We start from the raw sequence: 26,707 nt of genomic DNA, 5'->3' as shown, positions 1-26,707 counted from the left end.
TAGTAAACATTTAAAAAGGAAATTTTATGGGAAATAAAATATCTGTAACCGTTGATAGTGTTGTTTTTTGTAAAGTAAATAATACTTTCAAGGTTTTATTAATACAAAGAAAGAACGAACCATTCAAAGATATGTGGGCATTACCGGGAGGCTTTGTTGAAGTAGGTGAAGACCTTGAAACAGCTGCAAAACGTGAGTTGCTGGAGGAAACCGGGGTAGTGGTCCAATCTATGGAGCAGGTCCAGGCTTTTGGAAAACCAGGTCGCGACCCCAGAGGTCACACCATTTCGATTGCTTTTCTAAGCCGCATATTTAATGAAGAAGAGCTTGAACCTTCAGATGATGCTAAAGATGCTAAATGGATGGAAATTGAAAAACTCCCTGATGAAAAACTGGCATTTGATCATGATGAGATTATCAACGTAGCCCAGCAATTCCTATAATCGTATTTTTTCAAAATAATTATTTAGGAAATCGCAAATTAGCATTATGGTTTTCAGAATTTGATAAATCTATCTATCACATCTTGCAGATAGGACTTTTCTATTTAATTTCGAAAATAAAAAATGAGATTTCACACAAGAAAATGGATTAAACCACAGGATCTAAACCCTAACGGAACTCTGTTTGGCGGGAGATTGCTGGAATGGATAGATGAAGAATGTGCTTTATACAGCATAGTCCAGATTGAGAACCCCAAAACCGTTACCAAGTATATGAGTGAGATAGATTTTAGAAGTTCTGCTCACCAGGGTGACATTATTGAGATTGGCATAGAAGTTTTAAAATTTGGAAAGGCTTCACTGACCTTAAAATGTAAAGTGCGTAATAAAATGACCCATGAGACTATAATTACTATAGATAAAATAGTTATGGTTGGTCTGGATGAGACAGGAAAACCTAAGCCTCATGGAAAGACCGAGGTGGAGTTCGTGAAAGACAGACTCAAATAAATTATGCTTTATTTTTCCCATCCGGGATCCATCGGAGAGGAAAATCTTTCTCGTGACCATATAATTTAATCTCCTGGATATCTGCCGGCATATAATAACCATTGTCCTCCAAAGCTTCTTTCACATTTCTAACTACATTACCCTTAGTGATCAAAGCCTGCATTCTGAAATCCTTTGTATCTACCCAAAAAAATACTTTTAGGTTTACCGTACTGGTGGCCAATTCATCCTCGATCACGAAATTCTGATGCTCGGCATCTTCAATTACCATTGGGTCCTTTCTTAAAGCATCCATAACGGTCTTTTTCGCACCGTCAATATTATCTTCATATGCGATTCCTATAACAAAATTCCAGCGATAGAATCCATCCTCGGTGTAATTCGTTACTGGTTCTGTAAGTACATCACTATTGGGTATATAAACATCCTTCCCATCAAAAGTCTTTAATTTGGTATATCTGAATTTTAACTCTTTAACCTTACCAAAATTTTCTCCAATTTCTACAGTATCATTAACATCGAAAGGCCGGTTAAAAGCAAGTATGATCCCGGCGATAAAATTTTCTCCAATATCCTTAAATGCAAATCCCAGAACAACCGCACTGGCTCCCGCAGCTGTCAAAATTCCTGTAGCTACACCACCAAGGCCTGCAGCTTTAAGAGCCAGCATGATTGATGTAATGATGATAAGAAACCTTATTGCTTTTCCAAGAAACTGACTCATTAAGGGATCTGAGGTTCTCGCAGAAATTCTTCTGGTTGAAAACTTTCCAAGTCTAATTCCTATAAGAACTCCAAGAATAATAATAAGTACCGCTATACCTATTCCTGGAAGTTGTTCGATAAAATTATGGTAGAATTGCGTAAAGGACTCAGAAATTGAATCACTTCTTTCAGGATTTGACTGTAACATCTGTATTTTTTCTAAAAATAGAGATTAGAAAATACAGATTATGCCAACAAAATGTTAGTATTTATTGATTACTGGAGCCATTCTGTCCCTTTTCAGCATTTTCCTGTTCTTCTTCCTGGATCTGTTCCTTTGCCTTTTTGATCTGTTCCTTATCAGCCGGCTCAGGTTTTTGTTCTTTAGCTAATTCCGGTTGCAGGTATAATTTGGCATAAAAAGGAAAGTGGTCTGACTTTACATCACCACCGGTATTGATACTCTCTACCCTGAATTCTTCTGAAACGAAAATATGGTCGAGGGACCAGCGCATGATCATACTTTTTGCATTGAAAGTATTATAAAAACTTCTGCCTTTCCTTACATCAAGTAACTCTCCAACAGACTGAAACATACTGGTAGTATTGGACCAGGCAACATCATTGAAATCACCTATAACGATCACAGGAATATCAGAATCCATGGATTCCAGTGCAATTTTCATCATTTCAGCATCGCGGTCTGAAGATGACGGATTGTGCTGAGGCATTGGAGGTGTGGGATGTATTGCATGTAGCTGCACCACATCTCCAGACCTTAATAAGATTTCAGAATGTATAGAAGGAATGCTGTCATCAACAATGAATTTCACTTCAGGTTTATTCAATTTCAGCTTAGAGTAAAGGATCATACCGTAGGTGTTATCCAACGGAACCTCAACCTTATATGGATAATCAGATCCTATTCCCTCCTGCAATGCTTTTTGCCATTTTGTATCTGTTTCCGTTAATACCGCGACGTCTGGATTTATCTTTTTTAATTCCTCTATTAATAGTCCGGTCTCCTTATTTTTCTGAAGTACATTCGAGGTTAATAACAGAAATTCTGTTTCCCTGTCTACTTCCTCTGTAGGTTTCCCAACATCATAAGGAGCAAATGGAGTGTAAGGATATATTTTGGCAAACTGAAATATAAAGCAGGCTAAAAGTACACCCATAAAAGCATAATCTCTCCAGGATTTGATTTCAAATTTGAGGAAATAAGCGGCAATTGCTGTTAGAGTTAGCAGGGTTAACTGTATATGGGGATAATCAAACATCCTGATCCACCAAAAATCGGCAGCGATAAGAGGAATCAAAGTAATCACTACAGCCAGGATACCGAAACCCTGCAAAAATGGTTTTAATTTCATAATCGATTAATTAGGAGTCTGATTTTTGACCTAGAAAACTACGAATATCATCACCTGATGGAGCCTCAAATAGTTTCAGATCGAAATAGGGTATTGCCGCTATAAGGTGGTCAAAAATATCTGCGGAAATATACTCATAATTTTCCCAGCGTTTATCTTTACTAAAGCATAATATTTCCAGGGGAATTCCATTGGGAGTAGGCGCCAGATGCCTCACTATAAGGTACATTTCTTTATGAACAGCAGAATGTTCTCTTAAATATGAGTCTGCGTACTTTCTGAAAACTCCAAGATTGGTTTGATTACGACCGTTGATTAACAGGGATTTATCAATATCGTTACTTTCATTGAACTTATCTATTTCTGCCTGGCGGTTATCTAAATATGGTGCGATAAGATGGATTTTCTTAAGTTTCTCCAAATCGTCTTTATCCAGGAATTTTACAGAATTTTGCTTAATAAAAACTGATCTTTTAATACGTCTTCCCGGTGATTCCTGCATTCCTCTCCAGTTATGGAAAGAATCAGAAATAAGACTGTAAGTAGGTATGGTGGTATAAGTATTATCCCAGTTCTGAACCCTTACTGTAGCCAGGTTAATTTCTGTAACCGTACCATCAGCACCAAATTTTTCAAAGGTGATCCAGTCTCCGATCCTGACGATGTCATTAACCGACACCTGGATAGATGCGACCAGTCCAAGAATCGTATCCTTGAAGATCAATAAGATAACTGCTGAAGCAGCACCAAGAGAGATAGCAAACCCAACCACAGATTTTCCCGTGATCTCAGAGAAGATGAACATCAAACCAATGATCCAGATAAAGATCATGATAATCTGGCTGAAGCTCTCCAGCGGCTTATCGTTGAATTCAGGTCTGGTTTTCAGGTAATTTCGTGTAGACCTTAAAATACTTCTGAATATCCAGATAAGTAAAATGATCACATAAATCTTAAACAGGAAATAGAAGATCTCCAGTACATCATGGAATTCAGAAAAGATTAAAGGAAAGATTTTATAGATAACAAAAAGCGGCACGAACCGGCCAACATATCGCGGGAAATTACTTTTGATTAGGAAATCGTCAAAAGTGGTTCTCGTTTTATTGGTAAAAAGTTTAAAGGTTTCAATGATAAAGTGCTTAAGCACATAATTGATCCCAAAAATTACCAGGGTAAGAACAAGCAGGTTAATAAGCAAATTCAAATACAAAGCGAAGGTAGAATTCATACCATGCGCTACGAAAAACTCTTCAAAAAAGCAGATAAGGTCTGCAAGTCGCTTTTCCAGATTCATGTATTAAAGATATTTCTTTTCAACATAAAAAGGACCAAACGGCAAAACAGAGCATCCAAGTATAATTGCTATTTGTGATAAACTCCATTTCATTGGCCTTATTAGGAGAATACCGCCAAGTATATAGGCTATAAATAATATGCCGTGAGCCATCCCCACCTGCTGTACCATTTGCGGCATTTCAAAAATATACTTTAAAGGCATAGCAATAAATAGCAGCAGCAAAAATGAGATTCCTTCGAGAATGCTAATCCATTTAAATAGTCTTAACTGGTTTTTTAGGGACATAAACGTAAAAATTAAACTCCCACAAATATAATTGTTTACAGAGACATGGCACGGTCAAATTAATGAAGCTTTAGGAGGTTTTTAATATAATTCAGAGGCAGTGCTCCTCTCATTTTTATTAATTTGCGCCTGTAAATAAAAAATATGAGTTCTAAAAGTGTTTTGGTTACCGGTGGACTTGGTTTTATAGGATCCCATACGGTTGTAGCCCTTCAGAAGGAAGGGTATAAAGTAGTGATAATAGATAATCTTTCTAATTCCTCCATAGACGTATTGGGAGGGATCACGCAAATCACCGGGAAAACCCCGGAATTTGAGAATTTAGATCTAAGAGATAAGGAAGCTGTCAAAAATTTCTTTGAAAAATATCCGGATATTGAGGATGTTATCCACTTCGCCGCATCCAAAGCTGTAGGGGAGAGTGTAATAAATCCATTACTCTATTATGAGAATAATATTGCTACTTTGGTTTATCTCCTTCAGGAATTAAATAAGAAACCAAATGCAAGATTTATATTTAGTTCATCCTGTACGGTTTATGGACAGGCTGATGAACTCCCTATAACCGAAAATGCACCTGTTAAAAAAGCAGAATCTCCTTATGGTAACACGAAGCAGATAGGAGAAGAAATTCTTCAGGATACCTGTAAAACGAATTTACATTTTAAAGCTATAGCACTCAGGTATTTTAACCCAATAGGTGCACATCCAACAGCAGAAATTGGTGAATTACCAATAGGTACACCTCAAAACCTAATTCCTTTCATTACACAAACCGCAATTGGTAAACGTGAAGAGCTTTCAGTTTTTGGAGATGATTACCCTACAGAGGACGGGACGGCAATAAGGGATTATATACATGTGATGGACCTCGCTGAAGCTCACGTGAAAGCTCTAAAGAGGCTCATCGACGCTAAGGAAAAAAGCAATTATGAAGTTTTTAATCTTGGTACAGGAAAAGGAAATTCGGTATTGGAGGTAATAAAATCTTTTGAAAAGGTTTCAGGAGAGAAATTACCTTATAAGGTTGTGGGTAGAAGAGAAGGTGATATTATTTCTGCATATGCTGACACCACTAAAGCAAATGAAGATCTGGGCTGGAAGGCAGACAGATCACTAGATGATGCTTTGAAAAGTGCCTGGAAGTGGCAAAAAGTGGTTCGTAAGAGAGAAGAAGAGGAGAATTAGATAATGCTGTGCACAATAAAAAAGACCGGATTTATATCCGGTCTTTTTGCGTTTAAATAATTGCTTTTTAGTCGGTTCCGTTTACCAGGAATGCATGTATAACTCCTGGTAGCCAGCCTAAAGCCGTTAATAGTAAACTTATTAGAAAAGTTACCCCTAGACCATGCTTTAAAAAAACAGCAAGGGGAGGTAATACAATGTTTAAAATAATAGTAAGTAAAGACATAATTTAAATTATTGGTTAAAAATCAAACTGAAAATGGTCGTTAAACACCATGAAGTCAGTATTTTCAACTAAATTAAAATATATCTCAGGCACTATGGTAAGCCTTAGGAAAAGTTTAGTTTTATTATAAGAAAAGCGTTAAACCATTTCGAAGATGACCAGGGCATAAAGGTAAAACCTGGCATACCTAAGCAATCCAAAAATCAGATAGCTGGAAAAAGGAAATTTTATAATTCCGGCAGCTATACTCGTCATGGCAAAAGGTATAGGAAGCAAGGCACCGACGATGATCAAAAAACCACCCCATTTCCGGGTATTTTTTATATGCTTGGCCATTTTCAATTCCATCGCTTCATGTACAGCGGGAATTTTTGTTATTCCTACTCCTATATAATAAGATACAATTCCTCCCAGGTATGATGCTGTCGCCAATAAGGTCAGGAAAATCATAGGGCTGGCAGACTTACCTGCCCACGCAATAAAAAGTTCTGGCGGTACCAGGCCTAATAAAGATTCAGATAAAAAGAAAATAGAGAGAACCTCTGCCGGGGCATAGGTTTCAGTTATAAGGACCAGCATATCTTCAATATCCAGAAGATAATGATCTATAGCCCATAGCGCACCAACAAAAAGTACAATAGGTAAAACAGCTTTCTTTAAACTATTCCATACAAAGGAATAAAAACCTGTGTAGTTGTAGTATTGGTGCAACAAACGTATCCGCGACTTCTTTTTAGATTTCGCTCTTTCTTTCATTAATCTTTTCAGTTTATAGCAATTTAAGAGATCCGGAAGTGGAAGTAGGAATTGCGGAAAGCTTAATGCTAACCATTAATAATCCTCTCCCGCGTGCTCTTTCAAGGCATTTACATATTCGCGAAGCTCTAACTCGTTAACTTTATTGTAGTGCTCTGCCATTAGAGAAAGCATATATTCTAGACTTTCCTGGCCGGTAACATCTTCTGTTTCGATCACTTCGGTCTCTTCAGATTCTTCATCTACTTCTATAGGCTCATCATCCGGGATAGCAATTAGGAAGTCTTCGTGCTCAGCAATATGCTCATAAGTTAACCTGGTTACCTTGGCCAACAAAGGAATATTTTCCTCAACCACAAATTTCCTTAATTCTTTAAGGTCTTCAACGATTGTATTTGTGATAATCCCATTACGCATAAGGTCGCGCTGAATCTTATTGAGTAATTTCTGTGCTTTGATATTTTCCAAGGTATCTTGATTAAATTAGTTAGTACTTGCCTGGCGAAAATACGATTCTTAACCGTAGAATTTTTTCAGGTGACAAAGTTAGTTTTTTTAGTTTTCTATAAAAGTCTTTTATTATGTTTTATCAAGTATTTAACCTTTAAAATTAACAGAATCTTAGAGCTTTAAATTTCAGAGGGATAACCGTCTTTAGTAGCTTTAACCTTAGAAAATAATAAATATGAGTAAAGAAAATAAAACAGCATTCATCACCGGAGGAAGTAAAGGAATAGGATATGGAGTGGCCAGGGCTCTTTTACAAATGGGTTACAAGGTAGCTGTCACCAGCAGATCACTCTCCTCTGCAGAAAAGGCAGCAGAAAAACTCTCCAGTTTTGGTGATATTATTGGTTTGGAAGCCGATGTCAGAGATTTTGAAAGTCAGAAAAAAGCCGTACAGAAAGTTCTGGATAAATGGGGACAATTAGATGTTCTGATAGCCAATGCGGGAATCGGAAATTTCGGATCTGTGGAAGAGCTAACAGTGGAGGAATGGAAGGACACGATAGATACTAATCTTAATGGAGTTTTCTATAGTATCAAAGCCTGTGTGGAAGCTTTAAAAAAATCTGAGGGATATATTATTACAATTTCAAGTCTCGCCGGTACAAACTTTTTTGCAGGGGGGGCAGCATATAATGCAAGTAAATTTGGAGTAACCGGCTTCACTCAGGCAGTAATGCTGGATCTTCGGGATAAAGGAGTTAAAGTTAGTACTATTATGCCAGGTTCAGTAGCGACCTATTTTAATGACCATGAACCTTCAGAAGAAGATGCCTGGAAAATTCAGATTGAAGATATTGGTGAACTGGTAGGTGATCTTTTAAAGATGAACCCCAGAACTTTACCGAGTAAGATAGAAGTTAGACCTTCGCGACCCCCTCAGAAATAAAAATCTTCAAATTAATACGACCAGGCCTGACCTGATGGTCAGGCTTTTTTATACAATATTTAAAAAATTAACAGCTTGGCCATATAAGGGTTAAAATCATGACAAAGCCTATAAATACTATTGTTGACAGTCTTTTATGCGGTATTTTAGTGGAAATTAAAAAAAACAAAATTGATATGAGTATTAAAGGAAAGACGGTAATCATTACGGGAGCATCCAGTGGAATTGGAGAAGCAACCGCGATGAAACTGGCAAAAGAAGGAGCAAATGTTGTTTTAACCGCAAGAAGTGAAGATAAACTCAAAAAATTACAATCAAAGATTGAAAAAGGGCAGGCAGGCAAAGCACTTGTGGTCACTGCAGATGTAACTAAAAAGGAAGACCTTAAAAAGGTGGTTGAGCATACCAAGAAAGAGTTTAAATCTATAGATGCTTTGGTAAATAATGCGGGATTAATGCCATTGTCCTATGTAAAAAATCTACATACAGATGAGTGGGACAAAATGGTAGATGTAAATATTAAAGGTGTTTTAAATGGGGTGGCTGCAGTGTTACCTACGATGATGGAGCAAAAAAGTGGTAATATCATCAATATTTCATCAAGTGCGGGACGTAAGATATATCCCGGAGGAGCCGTGTATTGTGCCACCAAATCTGCCGTAAGAATGTTTTCTGAAGGTTTAAGACAGGAGCTTGCTCCAAATTTCAATATTAATGTAACGTCTATTGAGCCGGGCTTCGTAGATACTTCCTTAACAGAAACGATCACAGATGATGAGATTAAAGAAGACATGTTATCAAACTTTAAGGAGATGACTCCGCTGGAAGCAGAAGATATTGCGGAAGCTATATATTATTCCCTAATTCAACCTAAACGGGCAAATATTAATGACGTGTATATCATGCCAACAGAACAGCAACAATAGTTCAATAAAAAATATAAAACTAAAAGGCCGGTTTAACCGGCCTTTTTAAGCTTATATATATAGCTTAATATTATAGATAGCAGTAATAGTTAGACTTAAAGCATTATTTTCAGCGCTTAAAAATTGATTATATATTGACAGGCCGGTTCAGGAAATATCAAAATGACCTTATTAAGTTTTTGAGGAGTACAGACTTTTCAAAAGCTATCGTGTTGACCATAGCTATTGTGGTCCCTATAGGTTTTTTTTCGAATTTCGGGACACTTGAAATTGGCGTTAGCCTGGCCATGGGCTGTTTACTTTCTTCCCCAAGTGATGTACCGGGTAGTTTTAAACATAAAGTTCTAGGTATTATGGCTGCGGCTCTTCTGGGAACCGTATCTTTTTGTATTGCGGGATATGCGGCATTAAGTTTATGGATGCTTATCCCCATGCTCGCCATTATGATGTTTTCGATCTCATTCCTTTCTGTATATGGTTTCAGGGCATCTTTGGTTACTTTCTCCGGGTTACTGGCAGTGGTATTGAGTTTTGCCAATATTTCCTCCGGAATCGAGATCTGGGAAAAATCTATTTTGATTGGTATTGGCGGAATCTGGTATTTGCTGGTTAGTGTTAGCTGGTATCTAATTAAACCCGAACGGGCCACCGAACAATTAATAGGTGAGACAATGGAACTAACCTCACAGTATCTAAGGCTAAGGGTACAATTATACAGACCGGATACTGATGAACAGGAAATTCAAAAAAGATTGTTTCAAAGTCAAACCGATTTAAATGAACATCATGAAAGCCTGCGGGAAATTCTAATTTCAAAACGCCAATCTTCAGGAAGTTCAGGTTACGGCCGTAAAAGACTAATGATATTTATAGATCTTGTGGACATGCTGGAACTGGCTATGGCCAATCCTATAGATCAAAGAACCATGCTCACTTCATTTAAAGAAGATCAGGACGAGGTGAACGTTTTTGCCGACTTCAGTCTTAAAATGGCTAAGCAATTGGAGGATATAGCCCTGGCCGTCCAAAAGAATTCTGAACTTCCAAAAAATGAAATTCCTGAAGCTTTAAAAACAATTGAAGCAGCTCTCGATAAGTTTCGGAGAAAAATAGACCTTGGAAAAAGGCGGGAAGAAATGATACTGCTTCGAAATCTTTTTGACTATCAGTCCAGGCAGGCAAATAAAATCAATAATATAGACAGGATCCTTAGAAACCTAGAAGGTAAACCCAGGCTTTTAGTGAAGGAAAAAGAAGTTCGAAAGTTTCTTACCCAACAGGAGTATAGTTTAAACACACTGCAGAATAATTTAAACTTTGATTCTGCTATTTTCAGGCATTCACTCAGGTTGGCCATTGTTGTCCTGGTTGGATATTTTATTGGAACCTTTTTTTCAGTACAGAACGCTTACTGGATATTATTAACGGTTGTAGTTATCATGAGGCCAAATTACGGTCTCACCAAAGTGCGTACACGTAAAAGGATTATTGGTACTCTAATTGGAGCCGCTATTGCCGTAGGTATCGTGTTTATTACTCAGAACACCACGGTGTATGCAATTCTGGGTATATTGTCTCTTACGCTCGCATTTTCTCTCATTCAAAGGAATTACACTACGGCAGCGATCTTTATTACTTTGAGTATCATATTTATTTACGCCTTACTGCAACCAGATGTGATAAATGTAATTCAGTATAGAGTAATTGATACTATGATTGGTGCAGGCCTAGCCGCCTTTGGAAATTTAATTTTATGGCCAAAGTGGGAATCTGAAAATCTTAACAAGGTTATCGCAGCTTCAGTTAAAGCAAATCTTAAATACCTGGAAGAAATCGACCATTATTACCATGATAAAAGATCGCTTCCGGTTTCCTATAAACTTGCGAGAAAAAGAGCTTTTCTGGATATGGGTGAACTTAGCGGAGCATTTCAACGAATGACGCAGGAACCCAAATCGAGACAAAAGCAGCTTAGTCTTATATATGAGATCGTTGGCCTAAATCATACTTTTCTTTCTGCCCTCGCTTCTTTGGGTACTTATATTAGAACCCATCCCACCACCAGCGCATCTAAGGATTTTGAAACCTATACAAACGGGATCATTATAAATCTCAAAAACAGTCTAAATATTCTTGAAGAAAAGGTATTAATCAGGAAAAAATCTGAAGAGATAACCAACGCAGGTAAGGCCCTTCAGGATAAATTCGATAAACTTGCAGAAAAAAGAGATCTTGAGATCAAAGCCGGGAAACAAAAAATAGACAGGCAAATGCGCTTTCAATTACAGGAGGCTCATCTGGTAACCAAACAATTAGAATGGTTACTCGATATTTCTGAGAAACTTAAATTAAATATGGAAAAGTTGAATGTAGGCTAATGAGTAAACGCGCATTTAAGAAATACATTAATTCCCTGCCCAAAAAGGAACTGGAGGAGCAGATACTGGATCTTTATGAGCGTTTCCCAGAGGTAAAGACCTTTTATAATTTTGTTTTTAATCCAAATGAAGAGAAACTGGTTAGAGAAGCTAAATTCAAAATCTCCAAAGAGTATTTCCCTCCTAATAACCGCAGACCCAAAGCGAGAAGATCTGTAGCGCACAAACTGATCAAGCATTTTTTGAAATTAGAAATGGAAGCTCATGCTCTTGCAGATGTTATGCTTTATAACATCGAAGTGGCCCAGACTTATTCCAGGGACAGGGAAAATATTTCAGAAGGATTCCAGAAAAGTATGCTGAAATCATTCGAGCAGGTTGTAAATTTTGTCATAGATAAGGGTATATCTAACGAATTCGTGAAACGTATTTACCAGATAGGTGAGGAAGCTGAAGATCAAAAATGGGTCAACACTTATCAGTTCGAACAGCTAAAAGATCGTTTTCTTTGAAATATATATTAGCATTTATATTCTTTTTTTTTCTGCAAAATTCTTTTGCACAATTAGGTTTTTGCAGTGGCAGTAAAGGTGACCCTATTTTCCACGAGAATTTTGGAGGGGGTAGCGGCACCGGAAGTCCTCTTTCTCCTGAAATCACTAATTATACTTATGTCACAGGTGATCCACAGGATGGTGAATACACTATCTCAGATGATATTGGAAATGAAATAACTTCGTGGCATCAAGGTTTCCCAGATACAAATATTTCTGGTGGAAGAGCGCTGGTTGTAAATGCAGATTTTACTGCAGGCAGGTTTTACCGGAAGGAAATTACCGGCCTTTGTGAAAGCACTACCTATGAGTTTTCGGCATTTTTAATGAATGTGTATGACCCAGACAGTAATGATTGTGAAGCAGGTGGGATTCCAAATAATGTAAGGTTCGAGATCTGGGATGAAACAGACACCAACCTTATTAAAGCAGGTGACACCCCCAATATTAATGCAACTTCAAATCCTGAATGGAATCAGTTCGCCCTTACCTTCAGATCAGAACCCGGACAGGAATCTGTTATTTTAAAGATGTTTAATAACGGTGAAGGAGGATGTGGAAATGATCTGGCAATTGATGATATTATTTTCAGATCCTGTGGTGACCTTACTACAGTTTCCTCAGACGGGCAGAGCGGTGATGATTTCTACCTGTGTCAAGCAGATACACCAATTAGACTTACTCTGGTAGCGAATGCTGATAGTTCAGTCTACCAGCAGCAGTTTTACCAATGGCAAATAAGTTTGAATGGTGAAGATTGGGGAGATATTCCCGGGGCAAACAGTAATATATACCAAACTGCTCAAATAAACGAACCTGTCTTTTACAGGATAAAGGTAGCCGAAGACATTATAAATTTGAATAGTAATGTATGTAGTTCAGCTTCTGATGCTTTTCACGTACAGATCATCCAAACACCGGAACCACCTCTAAGCGAGGGGAATGTTTTTGCCTGCCAGAATGAACCCGCCCCGGCCTTAAAAGTTACTGCAGAAAGTAACCTGTTAATCAACTGGTATGATGCAGAAACCGGGGGTAACCTACTGGCTGAAAATACTAATACTTTTTTCCCGGTATCCCCCGGTGTCTATTATGCAGAAGCAATTGATCCTATTTACGAATGCGGCGCGAGCCAGAGAACTGCAGTGCGATTTACCAGGAGCAATTTACCTGAACTGGAAGATGAAGTAATAAAAATTTGTCCTGAGTCCACTCTTACCTTAAGTGCCGGCATATCTGGCTACGATTATGAATGGACTGGGGGAGAAACCACCGAATCTATAAATATAAATTTACCGGGTATTTATTCGGTAAAGGTAATTTCACCTGAAGGTTGTTTTACCAGCAAAGAGTTTACAGTAAATCCTACAGAGATTGCTGAAATCCAAGAAGTAAAATCAGTAGGAGAAGATGTAGTGATTTATCCAGTGGACCAGGGAGATTTTTTGTATTCTCTGGATGGAAATAATTTTCAAACTTCCCCGATTTTCGAATCTGTTGAGGCGGGAATTTATACCGGCTATATCCGCGATACCGAAGGATGCAGTATAGTTTCTCTACGTTTTGCACATATTGTGATCCCCAGAATGATCACCCCCAATAATGATGGTTATAACGATAGGTTTGAATTACGGGGTCTTGAGTTTTTTGACAGGTCTGAGATCAGGATTTTTGACAGGTACGGGAAACTTTTAATACAGGATAACGGAGCGAACTTTACCTGGGATGGTGTTTACAACGGAAGAGACCTTCCGGCTGACGATTACTGGTACTATATTAGCATAGATGGCATGGAAAATAAAACAGGTCACTTTTCCCTTTTAAGATAAAATAAAAAGCCATCCTTTGGAGATGGCCTGAAATTGTTCGGTAAAAAAATCAATAATTACTTTTTGGATTTACCCTGATCCTTGGATTTTGGAGTCGGTTTTTGTTGACTCTTAGAATCTTTTTTAGGGCTTTTTTCTGTTGCCATATATAAAAAATTTAATACACTAATTTAAATCACATTCGGTCAACTTGTTTTTACCTTGGCAAATCTTTAACTACAGTTTTCACCTAATCTTTCTGAATATTTACGTGCTTTACGAAGTCGTTGTAAATAAGTAAATTTAAGAGCCAATATCAACGTTATGGAGATCGAAAAAATAATTTCTCAAATTGAGCAACAGAAGAATCTGCCTAATCTTAATCTGAGTATTAAAACTAAAACAGAAGCGTTTACCCATAAGCTATTTTATACTCTTTTCGATAAACAGACGGCTGTTAAAGATAATCTCATGGAATTAGGGATGGATTTTGAGGTGCTGGCAAAACTGGTTTGCTGGGAACCGGGTTCACCCTGCCAGGACATCTGGAAGGATTATTTGCAAATGCTCCCGGGGATCCTGGAAAAATTAAACCTGGATGCCCAGGCGATCGCCATAAATGATCCGGCCGCAAATTCTGTAGAAGAAGTTTACTTATCCTATCCGGGTTTCTTTGCCATAGCCACCTACAGGCTTAGTCATGAATTTTACAAATTTGGTTTACCCCTGGTTCCCCGGTTAATGACAGAATGCGCTCATAGTATTACCGGTACAGATATAAATCCCGGAGCTAAAATTGGAAAATCTTTTTTTATAGATCATGCTACCGGGGTCGTAATTGGAGAAACCGCGGTAATAAAAGACAATGTAAAGATCTATCAGGGAGTTACCCTTGGGGCACTAACCGTGAACCGCACACTTAGAAATATTAAAAGACACCCTACCATAGAGAGTAATGTGACCATATACGCAAATGCGACCATCCTGGGAGGAGAAACTGTAATTGGCGCTAACAGCGTGATAGGAGGTAACGTCTGGCTAACTAAATCTGTTCCTGAAAATTCCATGGTTTCCCATACTCCTCAAATAAGTATAAAAAATTCTATAGAAAAATGAACGATTCAATTTTAGATCTGGTAGGTAACACTCCTCTTGTTAAAGCTAAACGGGTTTTTCAGAAAGAAGGAGTAGAACTGTATTTTAAGCTTGAAGGTCAAAATCCCGGGGGTAGTGTAAAGGACAGGGCGGCCTATAATATGATAAAGAGTGCACTGGATCGTGGAGATATTGATAAAAACACCAAATTAATAGAAGCCACCAGTGGAAATACCGGGATTGCCCTGGCCATGATCGCGGGTATTTTTGGTCTGAACATTGAATTGGTCATGCCTGAAAATTCCACGGTAGAAAGGGTTCAAACCATGCGTGCATATGGTGCTAAGGTGATTTTGACAAGTGCCGATGACGGGATTGAAGGATCAAGGGATTTTGCCGAAGAGAAAATGAATACCGGCGAATATTTCATGCTAAATCAATTTGCCAACGATGACAACTGGCAGGCCCATTATAAAACAACCGGGCCTGAGCTATGGTTTGATACCAATAAAAGAATCACCCATTTCGTTTCTTCGATGGGAACTACCGGTACCATTATGGGAAGCAGTACCTATTTAAAGGAAAAGAATCCGGAGATCCAGATCGTAGGAGTGCAGCCAACCGATGATTCCCGGATACCCGGCATTAGAAAATGGCCAGAAGCTTATTTACCAAAGATTTTTAATCCTAAGAAAGTGGACAGGGTTTTAGAAGTAAGTGAGAAAGAAGCTATAGAAATGAGCAGAAGATTAGCTGAAGAAGAAGGAATATTTGCCGGTATGAGTAGTGGAGGAGCAGCAACCGCTGCTATCAGGCTTTGTAATGAACTGGAGTCAGGTTTGGTGGTAAGTATTATCTGTGATCGTGGAGACCGTTATCTATCATCTGAACTTTTTGAATAAAAGAGAGGCTGTATGAAATCTTAGCGTTAACTCTGTGTGATTTTGTGATCTGAGAGATCAACCATTTATTAACTACTATTACATTTTAACATTCTGTCTTATGAGATTTAGACAGCGCTAAATTTTCTTACAGCCTCCATATCTATTAATTAAAATTTTTCTATCGTCGCTACCCCGGTTACTGAACTACGGGAAGGAGTAATTTTAATTTTTTCCCTGGACTTATCTTTTTCCAGGTATACGATATACTTCTCTTTGTCAATATTTGCCTCTCTGCCCGAAGCGAAATATCTGTTCTTACTAATGGTCCATCCTTTAAACTGGGCATAAACCTCATTTCTCACGTCAAATGGCAAGGGGACATCTTTAAATTTCTGATTAGTGTTAACCAATTGATTCTTGTGGTCAAATTGAGCTGTTAATTGCCCTTTAGGACTTCTAAGGGTGATAAAAATATTCCCGTCAAGGTTTCCAGATTCTTCCCTGTATCGCCCAATATCAAAATTTTCATTTACAAATGCAATGGCATTAGATTGAAATTGGTGCTGATAAGTTTCTTTAACTTTTAAAACTCCATTTTGGTAGTCTTCAAATACGATTTCGCCAGTTGGACTAAAATTTAATGTAGTTTCGTCAAGTTCAATAATTTCCTGGGAATAAGAAGTTAGTACCCAACATACTACTAGTGCTAATGTGATGATCTTTTTCATGATTTAATGAATTAATGATGAATAAAAAATTTAAGGAATGAATCTGCAATTTAGGATATATTTAACTGTGTATAAACGACTTAAGTAGCACAAGTAGGTTATTTATCACTTTTATCCTGTTCCTGTAACTCTTTTAAAAGCTGTGAGAAATCCTGAACCTCTAACTGATTTCTCGCTATATTTATTAAGCCATTTTGTTTTAGCAGTTGCAGATGCCGGTTTACTACTGCTCTTGTAGATCCAATTAAATTTGCGATCTCTTTATTTGGAAGGTCATTAATTAATTCCAGCTTTTGTGATTCTGCATTAACATTTTCAATAAGTAATTTTAGCAGTCGAATGGAGATATTTTGAAAAATGAGCTGGGAGACATTTTCCTCTAATGTTCTCATCATTTTTCCGGCATAAGCCAGAAAAAATTGATATTGCCCGGGATTGTTCTTTAACCAGTCGCGAAGTTTATCCATAGGGATAGCCAGAACTTTAATGTCATCCAGGCATTCGTAAAATACTCTATGTTTAATGCCATCGAAAAGACAAAAAATATCAAATACATCAGATCTTTTTAGCAGGAATAAGGTGTGTTCTTTCTCGCTATGCTTATCTGTATTATACATTTTTAACCTGCCGCTGGTAATTATATAAAAATGAAAAAGAAATTTCTGGTGATTAATAATGCAGGTATTACGGGTCCATTTTTCTTCATGAAAGTCCTGTAAAAGGTCTAGCCACTGTTCGCGCGATAATCCCGAGAACAATTCGCAGTTATTTAATACAGCCTGGTATGTGGTATATAATTTTTCTGCAGAGATCAAGCCACCGGATTTTAAGTTTCAAAATTTTCCGGGGGATGAAAAATCAGAGAAATTCTTTCAGTCTCGAAAAGAATATGAATAGTAAAAATCAACAGCCTAAAAATACGTAATTTTTAAGGAAAGACTGCTTTAAATAATGTTTCATATTCGGCAATTAATTTTTGAGTAAAGTTTAAAATGCCTTATTTTTGCAAAATTGCTTACTTATAAAGGACTCTATGGCGTTAGAAACATTTGGTATTGAAAAGAAGAAAGTAGACAAGGAATTATACGGCTATCAGCAAAAAGATATCAATAAGATTTTTGGGGTGATAGAAGAACATCCAGAAAACTACAATCTTCTTTATCAGCTGCCTACCGGTGGTGGTAAAACGGTAATATTCTCTCAAATGACGAGAGAATATATTCAGCGAACAAATAAAAAAGTACTAATTCTCACACACAGGATAGAGCTTTGTAAACAAACCTCCAAAATGTTATCTGGTTTTGGAGTTCGTAATAAGATCATTAACAGTAAGGTAAAGGAATTACCAGACCAGGATGATTACATGTGTTTTGTGGCCATGGTCGAAACCCTTAATAACAGGTTGAATGACGAAAAACTGGAGATCGAGGATATAGGCCTGGTCATTATTGACGAAGCCCACTATAATAGCTTCAGAAAATTGTTCAAATTCTTTGAAAAGTGTTTTATACTTGGAGTTACCGCTACACCATTGAGTAGTAATATCAAACTACCCATGAAAGATAATTACCGGGAGTTGATTGTTGGAGATTCTATTAATTCTTTGATCGAAAAAGGATTTTTGGCGCGGGCCAATATTTACAGCTATAACGTAGGCCTTACAAATTTAAAGGTTGGAATGAATGGTGATTACACGGTAAAATCATCTGAAGAACTTTATTCCAACTACAGTATGCAGGAAAAACTTCTTATGGCCTACTATGAAAGGTCTAAAGGAAAGAAAACCCTGATTTTTAATAACGGTATAAATACCTCTGTAGAAGTTTATCATACTTTTAAAAATGCAGGTTTACCTATCAGGCATCTGGATAATACCACCAGCAAGCAGGATAGAAAAGACATTTTAAAGTGGTTTAAACATACTCCTGATGCTATCGTAACTTCTGTAAGTATACTTACTACCGGGTTCGATGAACCTACTGTAGAAACCATTATTTTGAATCGTGCTACCAAATCTCTTACCCTGTACTTCCAGATGATTGGTCGTGGATCACGGGTGCTAAAGGATAAAAGCGAATTTAATGTCATAGATCTCGGGAACAATATGGCCAGGTTTGGTCACTGGAGTACCCCGGTAGACTGGAAACAAATATTTAGGTCGCCCGATTTCTATTTTGAAAATCTTCTTAGTGATGAGGAGATTGAAAGAGATTTCCAGTACCAGATGCCTCCAGAAGTTCGTGAACAGTTCTCAAAGACAGAAGATGTTAATTTTGATGTGGAAGCGGCTTATGATGAAGTGATTAAAAAGGGACTAAAATCCAAGGCGGTTTTGGAATGGTCTATGGAGCAACATGTTAAAATGTGCGTGGAAAATAGTGAAGATGTTTTTGATGCCAGGATTCTGGCAAAAGAGCTTAAAGACGATATTTCTTCGCGCATAAGGAAATACTCCTACTGCATTAGCAAAAGCACGAAGAACTACCGGGACTGGCTTGAAGAAGATTATTCGCGAAAGTTAAGAATGGCTATTAATAAGGAGTTTTAATTATCCTTATCCTTTTTCCCGAACAGGCGTTTAAAGAAACCATTTTTCTTTTTGTCTTTTTGATCATCATTTCTCCTGTCTTTATTTTTTCCTGAAAACAGGCGTTCAAAGAAATTGTCCCTCTCCTGAGGGGGACATTCCAGCATATCTGCTAGTTCTTGCGATAATGGGGCAAACCGGGCATTGGTGATTTCGTTAAATTCTGCATCTGCATTCATTTTCTGCATTAATTTCGCAAATATTGGTAAGGCCGAGTTGGCACCCTGACCAATTGCAGTATTGCGAAAACCTATGCGGTGATCATCTGCTCCAACCCAGGTTACACACACCAGCTCCGGGGTTATTCCTACGAACCATCCATCTTTATTGTTCTGCGTTGTTCCCGTTTTACCGGCAATATCGTTTTGTAAGCCATATTTGAAACGCAGACGGGTAGCTGTGCCTTCATTAACCGTTGCCTGCATCATATTTACCATAATCTTTCTGGTATCGTCGCTAAAAGCTTTCTTCTTTGATATTTCAGGTTTGAATTCTGCCAGAATATTACCGTTCGCGTCCTCGATCCTGCTCAGGTAATATGGCCTTGAATAATACCCATTATTGGCGTAGCTGGTATATGCCGTGGCCAATTCACTAAGGCTTAAAGAAGCAGTCCCAAGCGCTATAGATGGCACGCCCGGAAGATCTGAGGTTATTCCCATTTCCCTGGCTTGTTCAATCACATTACCTATTCCTGTTTCCATCAATACTTTGACGGCAATTGTATTCATGGATTGGCTCAATGCTGTCTTCAGATTATAATTCATATTAGGATCATCACCTTCTGAAGATGAATTGGAAGGTGTCCAGCCATCCTTATAGGTAACTTCCCTAACCGAAAAATAGGAGCAGGGATCTATACCATTTTCCAGTGCTGCTGTATAAACGATAGGTTTAAAAGTGGAGCCAACCTGTCTCTTACTTTGTGCTACGTGGTCATATTTGAAGAATCTGAAATCAACCCCGCCAACCCAGGCCTGAACTCCACCGTTCTCAGGGTCAACCGAAAGCAAACCGGAATTCAGAAATTTTAAATAATGGGTTATACTGTCCAAAGAATTAGCATTTCTGGTTTCCATTCCTGCATAGCTAAATAATTCCATAGGATGTTCCTGTTCCATCCTTTTTAAAATTTCCGACTCAGATAAACCTTGCTTTAGTAACGATTGGTACCTTTCAGATCTTTTGATGGCATCATTCAGAATTTCCTTATTCCTTAGCCATGGTGCATTATTTCCATACGACTTCTCATGAGCAGCCTGCAATTCCTCCATATGTTCCAGCATGGCCTCTTCTGCGAGTTGTTGCATGGTAAAATTCAAAGTAGTATGAACCACTAAACCATCCCGGTAAATATTAAACTTCTTGCCGTCCTTATTTCTTAGAGTGTCAAGAATTTTACTTACGTCCTTTCTTACTTGCTCTCTGAAATATGGCGCTATTCCTTTATCATGACTATAGCTTTTGTAATCTAGGATCAGCGGGGTTAATTTTGCCTCTTCGGCTTCTTCCAGGCTCAAATAGTTATTACGGGCCATTTGCATTAGAACCACATCGCGTCTAAGGCGGCTGCGTTCAGGAAATATTCTCGGGTTATAGTAATGACTTGCTTTAAGCATCCCTACTAAAACCGCAGCTTCTTCCAGGCTCAGGTTTGAAGTTTTTTTATTAAAAAATTTCAAAGAAGCACTTTCTATACCATAGGTGTTGTCACTAAAGGGTACTGTGTTAAGATAAAGCTCCAGGATCTCTTCTTTGGAATAAACATCTTCAAGTCTTTTAGCGATAATTGCTTCCTGCATCTTATTGATGACGATCCCAAACATTCCAAAATCCTTACGGCCATAAATATTCTTTGCCAATTGGAGAGTAATGGTACTTCCCCCGCCGGCCGATTCGTCCTGTAATAAGATAGATTTAAAAAATACCCGGAGGAGACTGCGGTTATCAATACCGTCATGCTCATAAAATCTTACATCTTCGGTAGCTATAAGAGCCTCCAGCAGATGATCTGGAAATTCCGAAAATTTTATAGGTTGCCTATCGAAAATATAGAATTTCCCGATTAGTTTACCATTTGCTGCCAGTACCTGAGTTGCTTTATTTTGCTGTAGTTCGGTGAGCTCCCTGGAGCTGGGGATTTTCCCCCATACGCCAAAATAAATACTACCAAAAAATAAAAAGAAAATAGCGGTCAGGCTTATCAGGATCAAAATTGCCCATTTTAGTTTGGGATGTCTTTTTATTCTCTCTAACATTTGTTTAGGATAAATGCTGCAAATAAACAGAATGTTTATCCCTGACACAGCCTTTTTATGCTAATTTTAATTCTTTTTTAACCAAAAATTATAGCCGGTAAACGTGAGCTTACCGGCTATCTTCCAAAATATTCCATAAAATAGTAATTTGGGTTTGTATTACATTCGGTTTATAAGTGATGACTTCGAATGTTTCTAAATATAGATCTTAAAAAGGCTAATTCCAGATCTGTATTTTTCGGGTCTGTGAGGTCTTAAGCATAACATCTATTTTCCTGCCATTTGATATAACCTCTGGAACTTTTGAGATTTAGAAATGGCCTGCGGTGGGTAACACCTCCTTGCCGCGTAGTTTCCAAATCCTGAATGATGCTATCTAGATTTCTCATAATTGATGAATTTAATGGTTGATGATGATTTTAGTGATTAGGAAAATCTTCTTTTGATTATAAAACCTGTGCTACTGGCATTGGCTTCGGTATTCATAAAAGATTTTCTGTTCTTGGTGTTTTTTGATAAAGTTCTCATGATGATAAAATTTAATGATTGATGAATTTTTGATTGTTTAAGCAAATCTTCTTCTGCTATGAATTCTTGTGCTATTAGCATTAGCTTCTGTGTTCATAAAAGATTTTCTGCTTTTTGTGTTTAATGATAAAGTTGTCATAATTGATGAATTTAATGATTGTTTCTACTTAAAAGACGACCGGGTTATACTTTCGTTACAGTACTATGTTATAAAAGGTACTATTTTAACTATTTATTAACAGTTTTCGTCATAAAATAACTGAAACCATTCATAGACAGGGCAGAGGAGCTGATTCAAATAATTGTTAATCTTTTTGCCTCTGAGGTACATTAACGTAATTTTAGTTGTTAAAGACTTAAATTATGAATCGATGGGCTGTTGGTATTATCATGATGGTGCTAATAATTGCAGGAATAGTTTATGCTATATACCAGGCAAATGATTATGATTTTAATGATGCGATAAAATCTTATAAGATTATTAATAAATGGGAAATGCCGGAAGAGCTCAGAGAAATCTCCGGGATTTACTGGCTAAATGACAATAGAATTGCCTGTATTCAGGATGAAGACGGGATTATTTTTGTGTATGACCTCAAATCTTCCAGGATCGTAAAGAAGTATAAGTTTGCCGGACCTGGAGATTATGAAGCACTCACATTTTTAAATGGTTCTTTCTGGGCTGCAGAAAGCAATGGCAGGCTTCATAAGATTAATAATATTACCGGACCAGAAAAGGATTCTGAAGTAGTTGAACTCGATTTTGAATACCGCCATAACATAGAAGGCCTGGCGGCAACGAGTGATGGGAAATTACTTTTATCTGTAAAAGACCGGAATCTGGATAATCGTGGCGATTATAAAGGCATCTATGCTTTTGATCCTAAAACAGCTGAACTTAATTATAGTCCATATCTTAAGATTAATTATAATGATCCTGCTTTTGAAGTCCTAAAAACCAATAATCCACGTTTGTTGATCAGGCCATCAGACCTTAGCTTTAATCCTGAAAGCAAAGAACTATATGTACTGGATGCAGAGTTTCAAAAGATCCTTATTATGAAAGGAACAGGAAAAATTAAAGAGATGCATTTACTGGATCCTGCTGAATTTACGCAGCCGGAGGGTCTATGTTTTAGTCCTTCAGGGCGTATGTTCATTGCAAATGAATCTCTGGGTGGTCCTGCTAACATTATTGAATTGAAGATCCTTAAGAAAAAATGATCCCACCAGCCGATAGGTTTCTTGCCAGAGGAATTGATTTTCTGGTAATGAGTAGTATTCAGGATTAAAATCTTACTATATATAAGCCGGTATTGTATCAACAAAAATTACTAAGCTGATCTTAAAATGAATAATCAGACTAAATTTTAATCTACATTTGAAAAAACCTTTTCATTTTAAATGAATAAATATATAGTTGTTAATCAACCTGAGACCTGGACTATTTCTTCAGAACACGTGAAGATCATTTCATCCAGGGATTATCTTACCAATCCGGAATTTTCCAAATTAAAAAAGGCGAGGATCTTTAATCTTTGTAAAGATTATTCCTATCAGTCTAAGGGTTATTATGTATCCCTTTTAGCCGAAGCACGCGGGCATTTAGCGATTCCCACAGTGAAGAATATAGTTGATCTGGGCGAACCTAAATTGGTAAAAATTGTTTCAGAAGATTTTGATGACCTGATGCAGCAATCCTTGAAAAATATTAAATCCAGAGAGTTTACCCTTAGTATCTATTTTGGACAAAATGTGGCTGCCAAATACCGTGAATTAAGCGCCATGTTTTTCAGGCATTTTCAAATTCCATTTCTAAGGGTACGTTTTTCTTACAGCTCTAAATGGAACATTAAAAGTATCAAGGCGATCTCAGAATCTGAAATTCCAGAGGAGCATAAAGAAAGCATGCTTGGTTTCGCAGAACAGTATTTTTCTAAGAAAAGATATGATACCCCGCGAAGCAATACTTCAGAATATGATCTGGCTATCCTGGTTCAACCTAATGACGTGGCTCCACCGAGCAATCCTAAAGCTCTAAAAAAATTTACAGACATTGCTGAAAAAATGGGATTCTACGTTGAAATTATAGGGCCTAAGGATCTTTCCAGGCTTTCTGCTTTTGACGCATTATTTATTCGTCAGAGCACCGAGGTGAATAATGAGGCTTATGCATTTGCAAGAAAGGCGCAGCAGGAAGATATAGCGATTATAGATTATCCGGATGCAATTCTGAAATGTTGTAATAAGGTATTTATGGCTGAAGCACTTGAAAATGCCGGAATTCCAACACCAAAGACAATTATAGTACATAAAGACAACAAAGATCAGGTTTTAAAACAAACAGGTTTACCGGTGGTTCTGAAATCTCCGGATTCAACTTTTTCCTTTGGAGTTAAAAAAGCTGAGACCGAAGAAGAATATTTAGAAGTGGTTACTGCCATGTTAAAGAAATCTGACCTCGTAATTGCCCAGGAATTTTCTCCTTCAGATTATGACTGGAGAATTGGAATTCTTGATGGAAAACCATTTTATGCCTGTAGGTACTACATGGCAAAAGACCACTGGCAGATCTATAACTGGAGTGCCGATAAAAAAGAGGAACAGGACGGAAACGCAGATTGTCTACCCATAGAAAAAGTTCCTTCCAATATCCTTAAAAATGCAGTAAAGGCTGCAAAATTAATGGGGAAGGGCCTTTATGGAATAGACATTAAAGAAGTAAATTCTAAAGCACTGGTTATTGAAATTAACGACAATCCAAATATAGATGCAGGCGTAGAGGATGAATTTTACGGCGACCGGGTTTATACCGATATTTTGACTGCATTAAAAAACAGATTAGAAAACAAATTATAATGGCATATCATTTATTTGAAGTATACGGGATTGAGCTGGAATACATGCTGGTTCAAAGATCTGGTTTAAAAATAAATCCCATCGTGGACAAATTGATCACTAAAAAGAATGGTACCCTAACTTCAGACATTGAAAACGGTAAAATAGAATGGAGTAATGAACTTGTTTCTCATGTAATTGAGATAAAAACTAACGGGCCAACCAGTGATCTGGAAAACCTTGATGCTTTATTTGCAGCTAACGTTAGAGAAATAAATGATTTACTGGAAGAATTCGATACGCAGCTGTTACCTACTGCAGCCCATCCATCGATGGATCCAACGACCGAGACTCAACTTTGGCCACATCATTACAGTAAGATTTACGCCTTATATAACCGTATTTTTAATTGCAAGGGTCATGGCTGGAGCAATGTGCAAAGTATGCATATAAACCTCCCGTTCTTCGATGATACAGAATTTGAAAAATTACATGCCGCCACAAGGCTTTTACTGCCAATCATACCAGGTCTTGCAGCGAGCTCACCCGTTTTAGATAGTGAATATACCGGTTTTAAAGATGCCCGGATGCATTATTATAAATCCAACCAGAAAGAGATTCCTCATATGACGGGAAAAGTGATCCCGGAACAGGTTTGGAACAAATCAGATTACTATAAAATAATCTTTAACCCAATAACCGAAGCTATAAAGCCTTTTGATACCGATAAAATTCTGGACCATCATTTTTTAAATTCCAGGGGTGCTATCTCCAGGTTCGATAGAAATGCCATCGAAATCAGGGTGATAGATACCCAGGAAAATCCTACGGCAGATGTGGCCATTGCTGCATTTATAATTGAAGTTTTAAAACTTCTGGTTTCTGAAGAGTTGATTTCCCTGGAAGATCAAAAGTCCTGGTATGAGGATGATCTCTTATTAATTATGAACGATGTCATTATTTCAGCTGAAAATACGCTTATCACGAATAAAAAATACCTGGCTATTTTCGATCTTAAGAAAGATGCCGATGTAAAAACCATTTGGAAAAAACTCTATGACCTGGTTGGAAAAAAATTGAGTGATGACCATCAAAAGCACATTGAATTTATATTACAAAATGGTAGTCTTGCCACACGTATTTTAAAGGCTTTACGAAATGATTTCTCAAAAGTACAGATTGGAAAAGTTTATGGGCGTCTTGCAGAATGCTTACAGGAAAACCGAATGTTCCGGCCATGACACTGATAATAACCAGTGAGCACGCATTTCCAGATATTCCGGAAAAATATAGCAGCTTATTTATAAATGATCCTGATGTCTTAAAAACTCATGAGGCATTTGATCCAGGTTCTTTTAATTTATTTGAGAAAATAGGGGAGCTGGCAGATTATAAATATCATCAAAAGATAGGCAGGCTGCTTATTGAATCTAACAGATCTGTGTGGCATAAAAGTTTGTTTTCCCGCTATTCCAAACACCTAAGTCCGCCTGAAAAAAAGTCTATTATCGAGACTTATTATAATGCATACCGGGATGAAGTAATTAGCGCTATAGACTCCTGTATAAAGAATGGAGGAAGTGTCTTCCACCTTTCGGTTCATAGTTTTACGCCTGTTTTAAATAACATTGTTCGCAATGCAGATATAGGTTTGCTTTATGACCCACAGAGATTTACGGAGAAAAAGCTGGCGAGAGATTGGAAGAAACTTATGCTTAGTTACAAACCCGGTCTTAATGTAAGGTATAACTATCCTTATTTAGGGAAGGCAGATGGTTTTACAACTGCTTTAAGAAAAAGGCATTCTTCAGGATATATTGGGATTGAACTGGAAGTGAATCAAAAATGGGTATCTAATAATAAAATGCATCCTGATATTACAAATCTAATATATCATAGCCTGGAAGAAATTAAAAAGAGGCCTGAGTATTATTAAGATCA

Annotated in this window: 26 protein-coding genes; 15 read left to right on the top strand and 11 right to left on the bottom strand. The window is 37.5% G+C overall.

Annotation, left to right across the window (positions count from 1 at the left end; genetic code table 11):
• Positions 1-26: 26 nt before the first annotated feature.
• Positions 27-443, top strand: coding sequence for an NUDIX domain-containing protein (locus tag FGM01_RS01315; protein WP_143409316.1), 417 nt, complete (start codon positions 27-29; stop codon positions 441-443).
• A 123-nt stretch (positions 444-566) separates the two neighbouring features.
• Entirely contained in the window at positions 567-953 is a 387-nt protein-coding gene (locus tag FGM01_RS01310; protein WP_143409315.1) for an acyl-CoA thioesterase, read from the top strand.
• Position 954: 1 nt separating this feature from the next.
• Here FGM01_RS01310 and FGM01_RS01305 read toward each other — a convergent pair whose 3' ends face one another.
• From FGM01_RS01305 to FGM01_RS01290, 4 genes are all read right to left on the bottom strand, one after another.
• Positions 955-1,866 (bottom strand): mechanosensitive ion channel family protein, encoded by a 912-nt coding sequence (locus FGM01_RS01305; protein WP_143409314.1) that lies wholly within the window; start codon positions 1,864-1,866, stop codon positions 955-957.
• Positions 1,867-1,927: 61 nt separating this feature from the next.
• Positions 1,928-3,031, bottom strand: coding sequence for an endonuclease/exonuclease/phosphatase family protein (locus FGM01_RS01300; protein WP_143409313.1), 1,104 nt, complete (start codon positions 3,029-3,031; stop codon positions 1,928-1,930).
• A 10-nt stretch (positions 3,032-3,041) separates the two neighbouring features.
• The gene (locus tag FGM01_RS01295) at positions 3,042-4,328 is read right to left on the bottom strand and encodes a mechanosensitive ion channel family protein (protein WP_143409312.1); all 1,287 of its coding nucleotides are present in this window, start codon (positions 4,326-4,328) and stop codon (positions 3,042-3,044) included.
• Positions 4,329-4,331: 3 nt separating this feature from the next.
• Positions 4,332-4,616, bottom strand: coding sequence for a DUF3817 domain-containing protein (locus FGM01_RS01290; RefSeq protein ID WP_143409311.1), 285 nt, complete (start codon positions 4,614-4,616; stop codon positions 4,332-4,334).
• Positions 4,617-4,760: 144 nt separating this feature from the next.
• Between FGM01_RS01290 and galE the strand changes: the two genes are divergently transcribed.
• Positions 4,761-5,804 carry a UDP-glucose 4-epimerase GalE gene (galE, locus tag FGM01_RS01285; protein ID WP_143409310.1) on the top strand — a complete coding sequence of 348 codons (1,044 nt, stop codon included), beginning with the start codon at positions 4,761-4,763 and terminating at the stop codon, positions 5,802-5,804.
• A 67-nt stretch (positions 5,805-5,871) separates the two neighbouring features.
• Here galE and FGM01_RS01280 read toward each other — a convergent pair whose 3' ends face one another.
• The 3 genes from FGM01_RS01280 to FGM01_RS01270 form a co-directional block, all read right to left on the bottom strand.
• On the bottom strand, positions 5,872-6,030 hold the full coding sequence (locus FGM01_RS01280) for a YqaE/Pmp3 family membrane protein (protein ID WP_143409309.1): 159 nt from the start codon (positions 6,028-6,030) through the stop codon (positions 5,872-5,874).
• A gap of 138 nt (positions 6,031-6,168) precedes the next feature.
• Positions 6,169-6,786, bottom strand: coding sequence for a YqaA family protein (locus tag FGM01_RS01275; RefSeq protein WP_143409308.1), 618 nt, complete (start codon positions 6,784-6,786; stop codon positions 6,169-6,171).
• 75 nt (positions 6,787-6,861) lie between these two features.
• Complete coding sequence (locus FGM01_RS01270; protein WP_143409307.1) at positions 6,862-7,254, bottom strand: hypothetical protein; 393 nt, start codon at positions 7,252-7,254, stop codon at positions 6,862-6,864.
• A 217-nt stretch (positions 7,255-7,471) separates the two neighbouring features.
• Here FGM01_RS01270 and FGM01_RS01265 point away from each other — a divergent pair, with 217 nt between their 5' ends.
• From FGM01_RS01265 to cysM, 7 genes are all read left to right on the top strand, one after another.
• Positions 7,472-8,182 (top strand): SDR family oxidoreductase, encoded by a 711-nt coding sequence (locus FGM01_RS01265; protein ID WP_143409306.1) that lies wholly within the window; start codon positions 7,472-7,474, stop codon positions 8,180-8,182.
• A gap of 176 nt (positions 8,183-8,358) precedes the next feature.
• Positions 8,359-9,108: an SDR family oxidoreductase gene (locus tag FGM01_RS01260; RefSeq protein ID WP_143409305.1), complete on the top strand. Its 750-nt coding sequence runs from the start codon at positions 8,359-8,361 to the stop codon at positions 9,106-9,108.
• A 134-nt stretch (positions 9,109-9,242) separates the two neighbouring features.
• Complete coding sequence (locus tag FGM01_RS01255) at positions 9,243-11,486, top strand: FUSC family protein (RefSeq protein WP_243735746.1); 2,244 nt, start codon at positions 9,243-9,245, stop codon at positions 11,484-11,486.
• Positions 11,486-11,998, top strand: coding sequence for a DUF6155 family protein (locus FGM01_RS01250; protein ID WP_143409304.1), 513 nt, complete (start codon positions 11,486-11,488; stop codon positions 11,996-11,998). Before FGM01_RS01255 ends, FGM01_RS01250 begins: the two co-directional genes overlap by 1 nt.
• Positions 11,995-13,869 (top strand): T9SS type B sorting domain-containing protein, encoded by a 1,875-nt coding sequence (locus tag FGM01_RS01245; RefSeq protein WP_243735745.1) that lies wholly within the window; start codon positions 11,995-11,997, stop codon positions 13,867-13,869. The genes FGM01_RS01250 and FGM01_RS01245 overlap by 4 nt, the downstream gene beginning before the upstream one ends.
• Positions 13,870-14,172: 303 nt before the next feature.
• Positions 14,173-14,964: a serine O-acetyltransferase EpsC gene (gene epsC, locus FGM01_RS01240; protein WP_143409302.1), complete on the top strand. Its 792-nt coding sequence runs from the start codon at positions 14,173-14,175 to the stop codon at positions 14,962-14,964.
• Complete coding sequence (cysM, locus tag FGM01_RS01235; protein ID WP_143409301.1) at positions 14,961-15,845, top strand: cysteine synthase CysM; 885 nt, start codon at positions 14,961-14,963, stop codon at positions 15,843-15,845. The genes epsC and cysM overlap by 4 nt, the downstream gene beginning before the upstream one ends.
• 149 nt (positions 15,846-15,994) lie before the next feature.
• Here cysM and FGM01_RS01230 read toward each other — a convergent pair whose 3' ends face one another.
• Entirely contained in the window at positions 15,995-16,555 is a 561-nt protein-coding gene (locus FGM01_RS01230) for a hypothetical protein (protein ID WP_143409300.1), read from the bottom strand.
• Between the two features lie 98 nt (positions 16,556-16,653).
• On the bottom strand, positions 16,654-17,370 hold the full coding sequence (locus tag FGM01_RS01225) for a Crp/Fnr family transcriptional regulator (protein WP_143409299.1): 717 nt from the start codon (positions 17,368-17,370) through the stop codon (positions 16,654-16,656).
• A 218-nt stretch (positions 17,371-17,588) separates the two neighbouring features.
• Here FGM01_RS01225 and FGM01_RS01220 point away from each other — a divergent pair, with 218 nt between their 5' ends.
• Positions 17,589-19,103: a DEAD/DEAH box helicase gene (locus FGM01_RS01220; protein ID WP_143409298.1), complete on the top strand. Its 1,515-nt coding sequence runs from the start codon at positions 17,589-17,591 to the stop codon at positions 19,101-19,103.
• Here the strand turns inward: FGM01_RS01220 and FGM01_RS01215 are convergent.
• Together FGM01_RS01215 and FGM01_RS14680 are read right to left on the bottom strand one after the other, a co-directional pair.
• Positions 19,100-21,400, bottom strand: a complete 2,301-nt coding sequence (locus tag FGM01_RS01215) for a penicillin-binding protein 1A (RefSeq protein ID WP_143409297.1) — start codon at positions 21,398-21,400, stop codon at positions 19,100-19,102. The two genes, FGM01_RS01220 and FGM01_RS01215, sit on opposite strands and share 4 nt — an antisense overlap.
• A 254-nt stretch (positions 21,401-21,654) precedes the next feature.
• Complete coding sequence (locus FGM01_RS14680) at positions 21,655-21,789, bottom strand: hypothetical protein (RefSeq protein ID WP_262710768.1); 135 nt, start codon at positions 21,787-21,789, stop codon at positions 21,655-21,657.
• Positions 21,790-22,291: 502 nt separating this feature from the next.
• On the opposite strand from FGM01_RS14680, the gene FGM01_RS01210 reads away from it, so the two are divergent.
• The 4 genes from FGM01_RS01210 to FGM01_RS01195 all read left to right on the top strand — a co-directional run bounded on the left by FGM01_RS01210 (position 22,292) and on the right by FGM01_RS01195 (position 26,702).
• Entirely contained in the window at positions 22,292-23,152 is an 861-nt protein-coding gene (locus FGM01_RS01210; protein ID WP_143409296.1) for an SdiA-regulated domain-containing protein, read from the top strand.
• A 180-nt stretch (positions 23,153-23,332) separates the two neighbouring features.
• Complete coding sequence (locus tag FGM01_RS01205; protein ID WP_143409295.1) at positions 23,333-24,787, top strand: RimK family protein; 1,455 nt, start codon at positions 23,333-23,335, stop codon at positions 24,785-24,787.
• The gene (locus tag FGM01_RS01200) at positions 24,787-26,007 is read left to right on the top strand and encodes a glutamate-cysteine ligase family protein (protein ID WP_208012699.1); all 1,221 of its coding nucleotides are present in this window, start codon (positions 24,787-24,789) and stop codon (positions 26,005-26,007) included. The genes FGM01_RS01205 and FGM01_RS01200 overlap by 1 nt, the downstream gene beginning before the upstream one ends.
• Complete coding sequence (locus FGM01_RS01195; protein ID WP_143409293.1) at positions 26,004-26,702, top strand: N-formylglutamate amidohydrolase; 699 nt, start codon at positions 26,004-26,006, stop codon at positions 26,700-26,702. The genes FGM01_RS01200 and FGM01_RS01195 overlap by 4 nt, the downstream gene beginning before the upstream one ends.
• The last annotated feature ends 5 nt before the right edge of the window (positions 26,703-26,707 follow it).

It is taken from the genome of Christiangramia sabulilitoris (assembly GCF_007050985.1).
GTDB lineage: Bacteria > Bacteroidota > Bacteroidia > Flavobacteriales > Flavobacteriaceae > Christiangramia > Christiangramia sabulilitoris.
The sequence above is the reverse complement of the archived record's forward strand: the minus strand, read 5'-3'. Positions and strand labels throughout refer to the sequence as shown.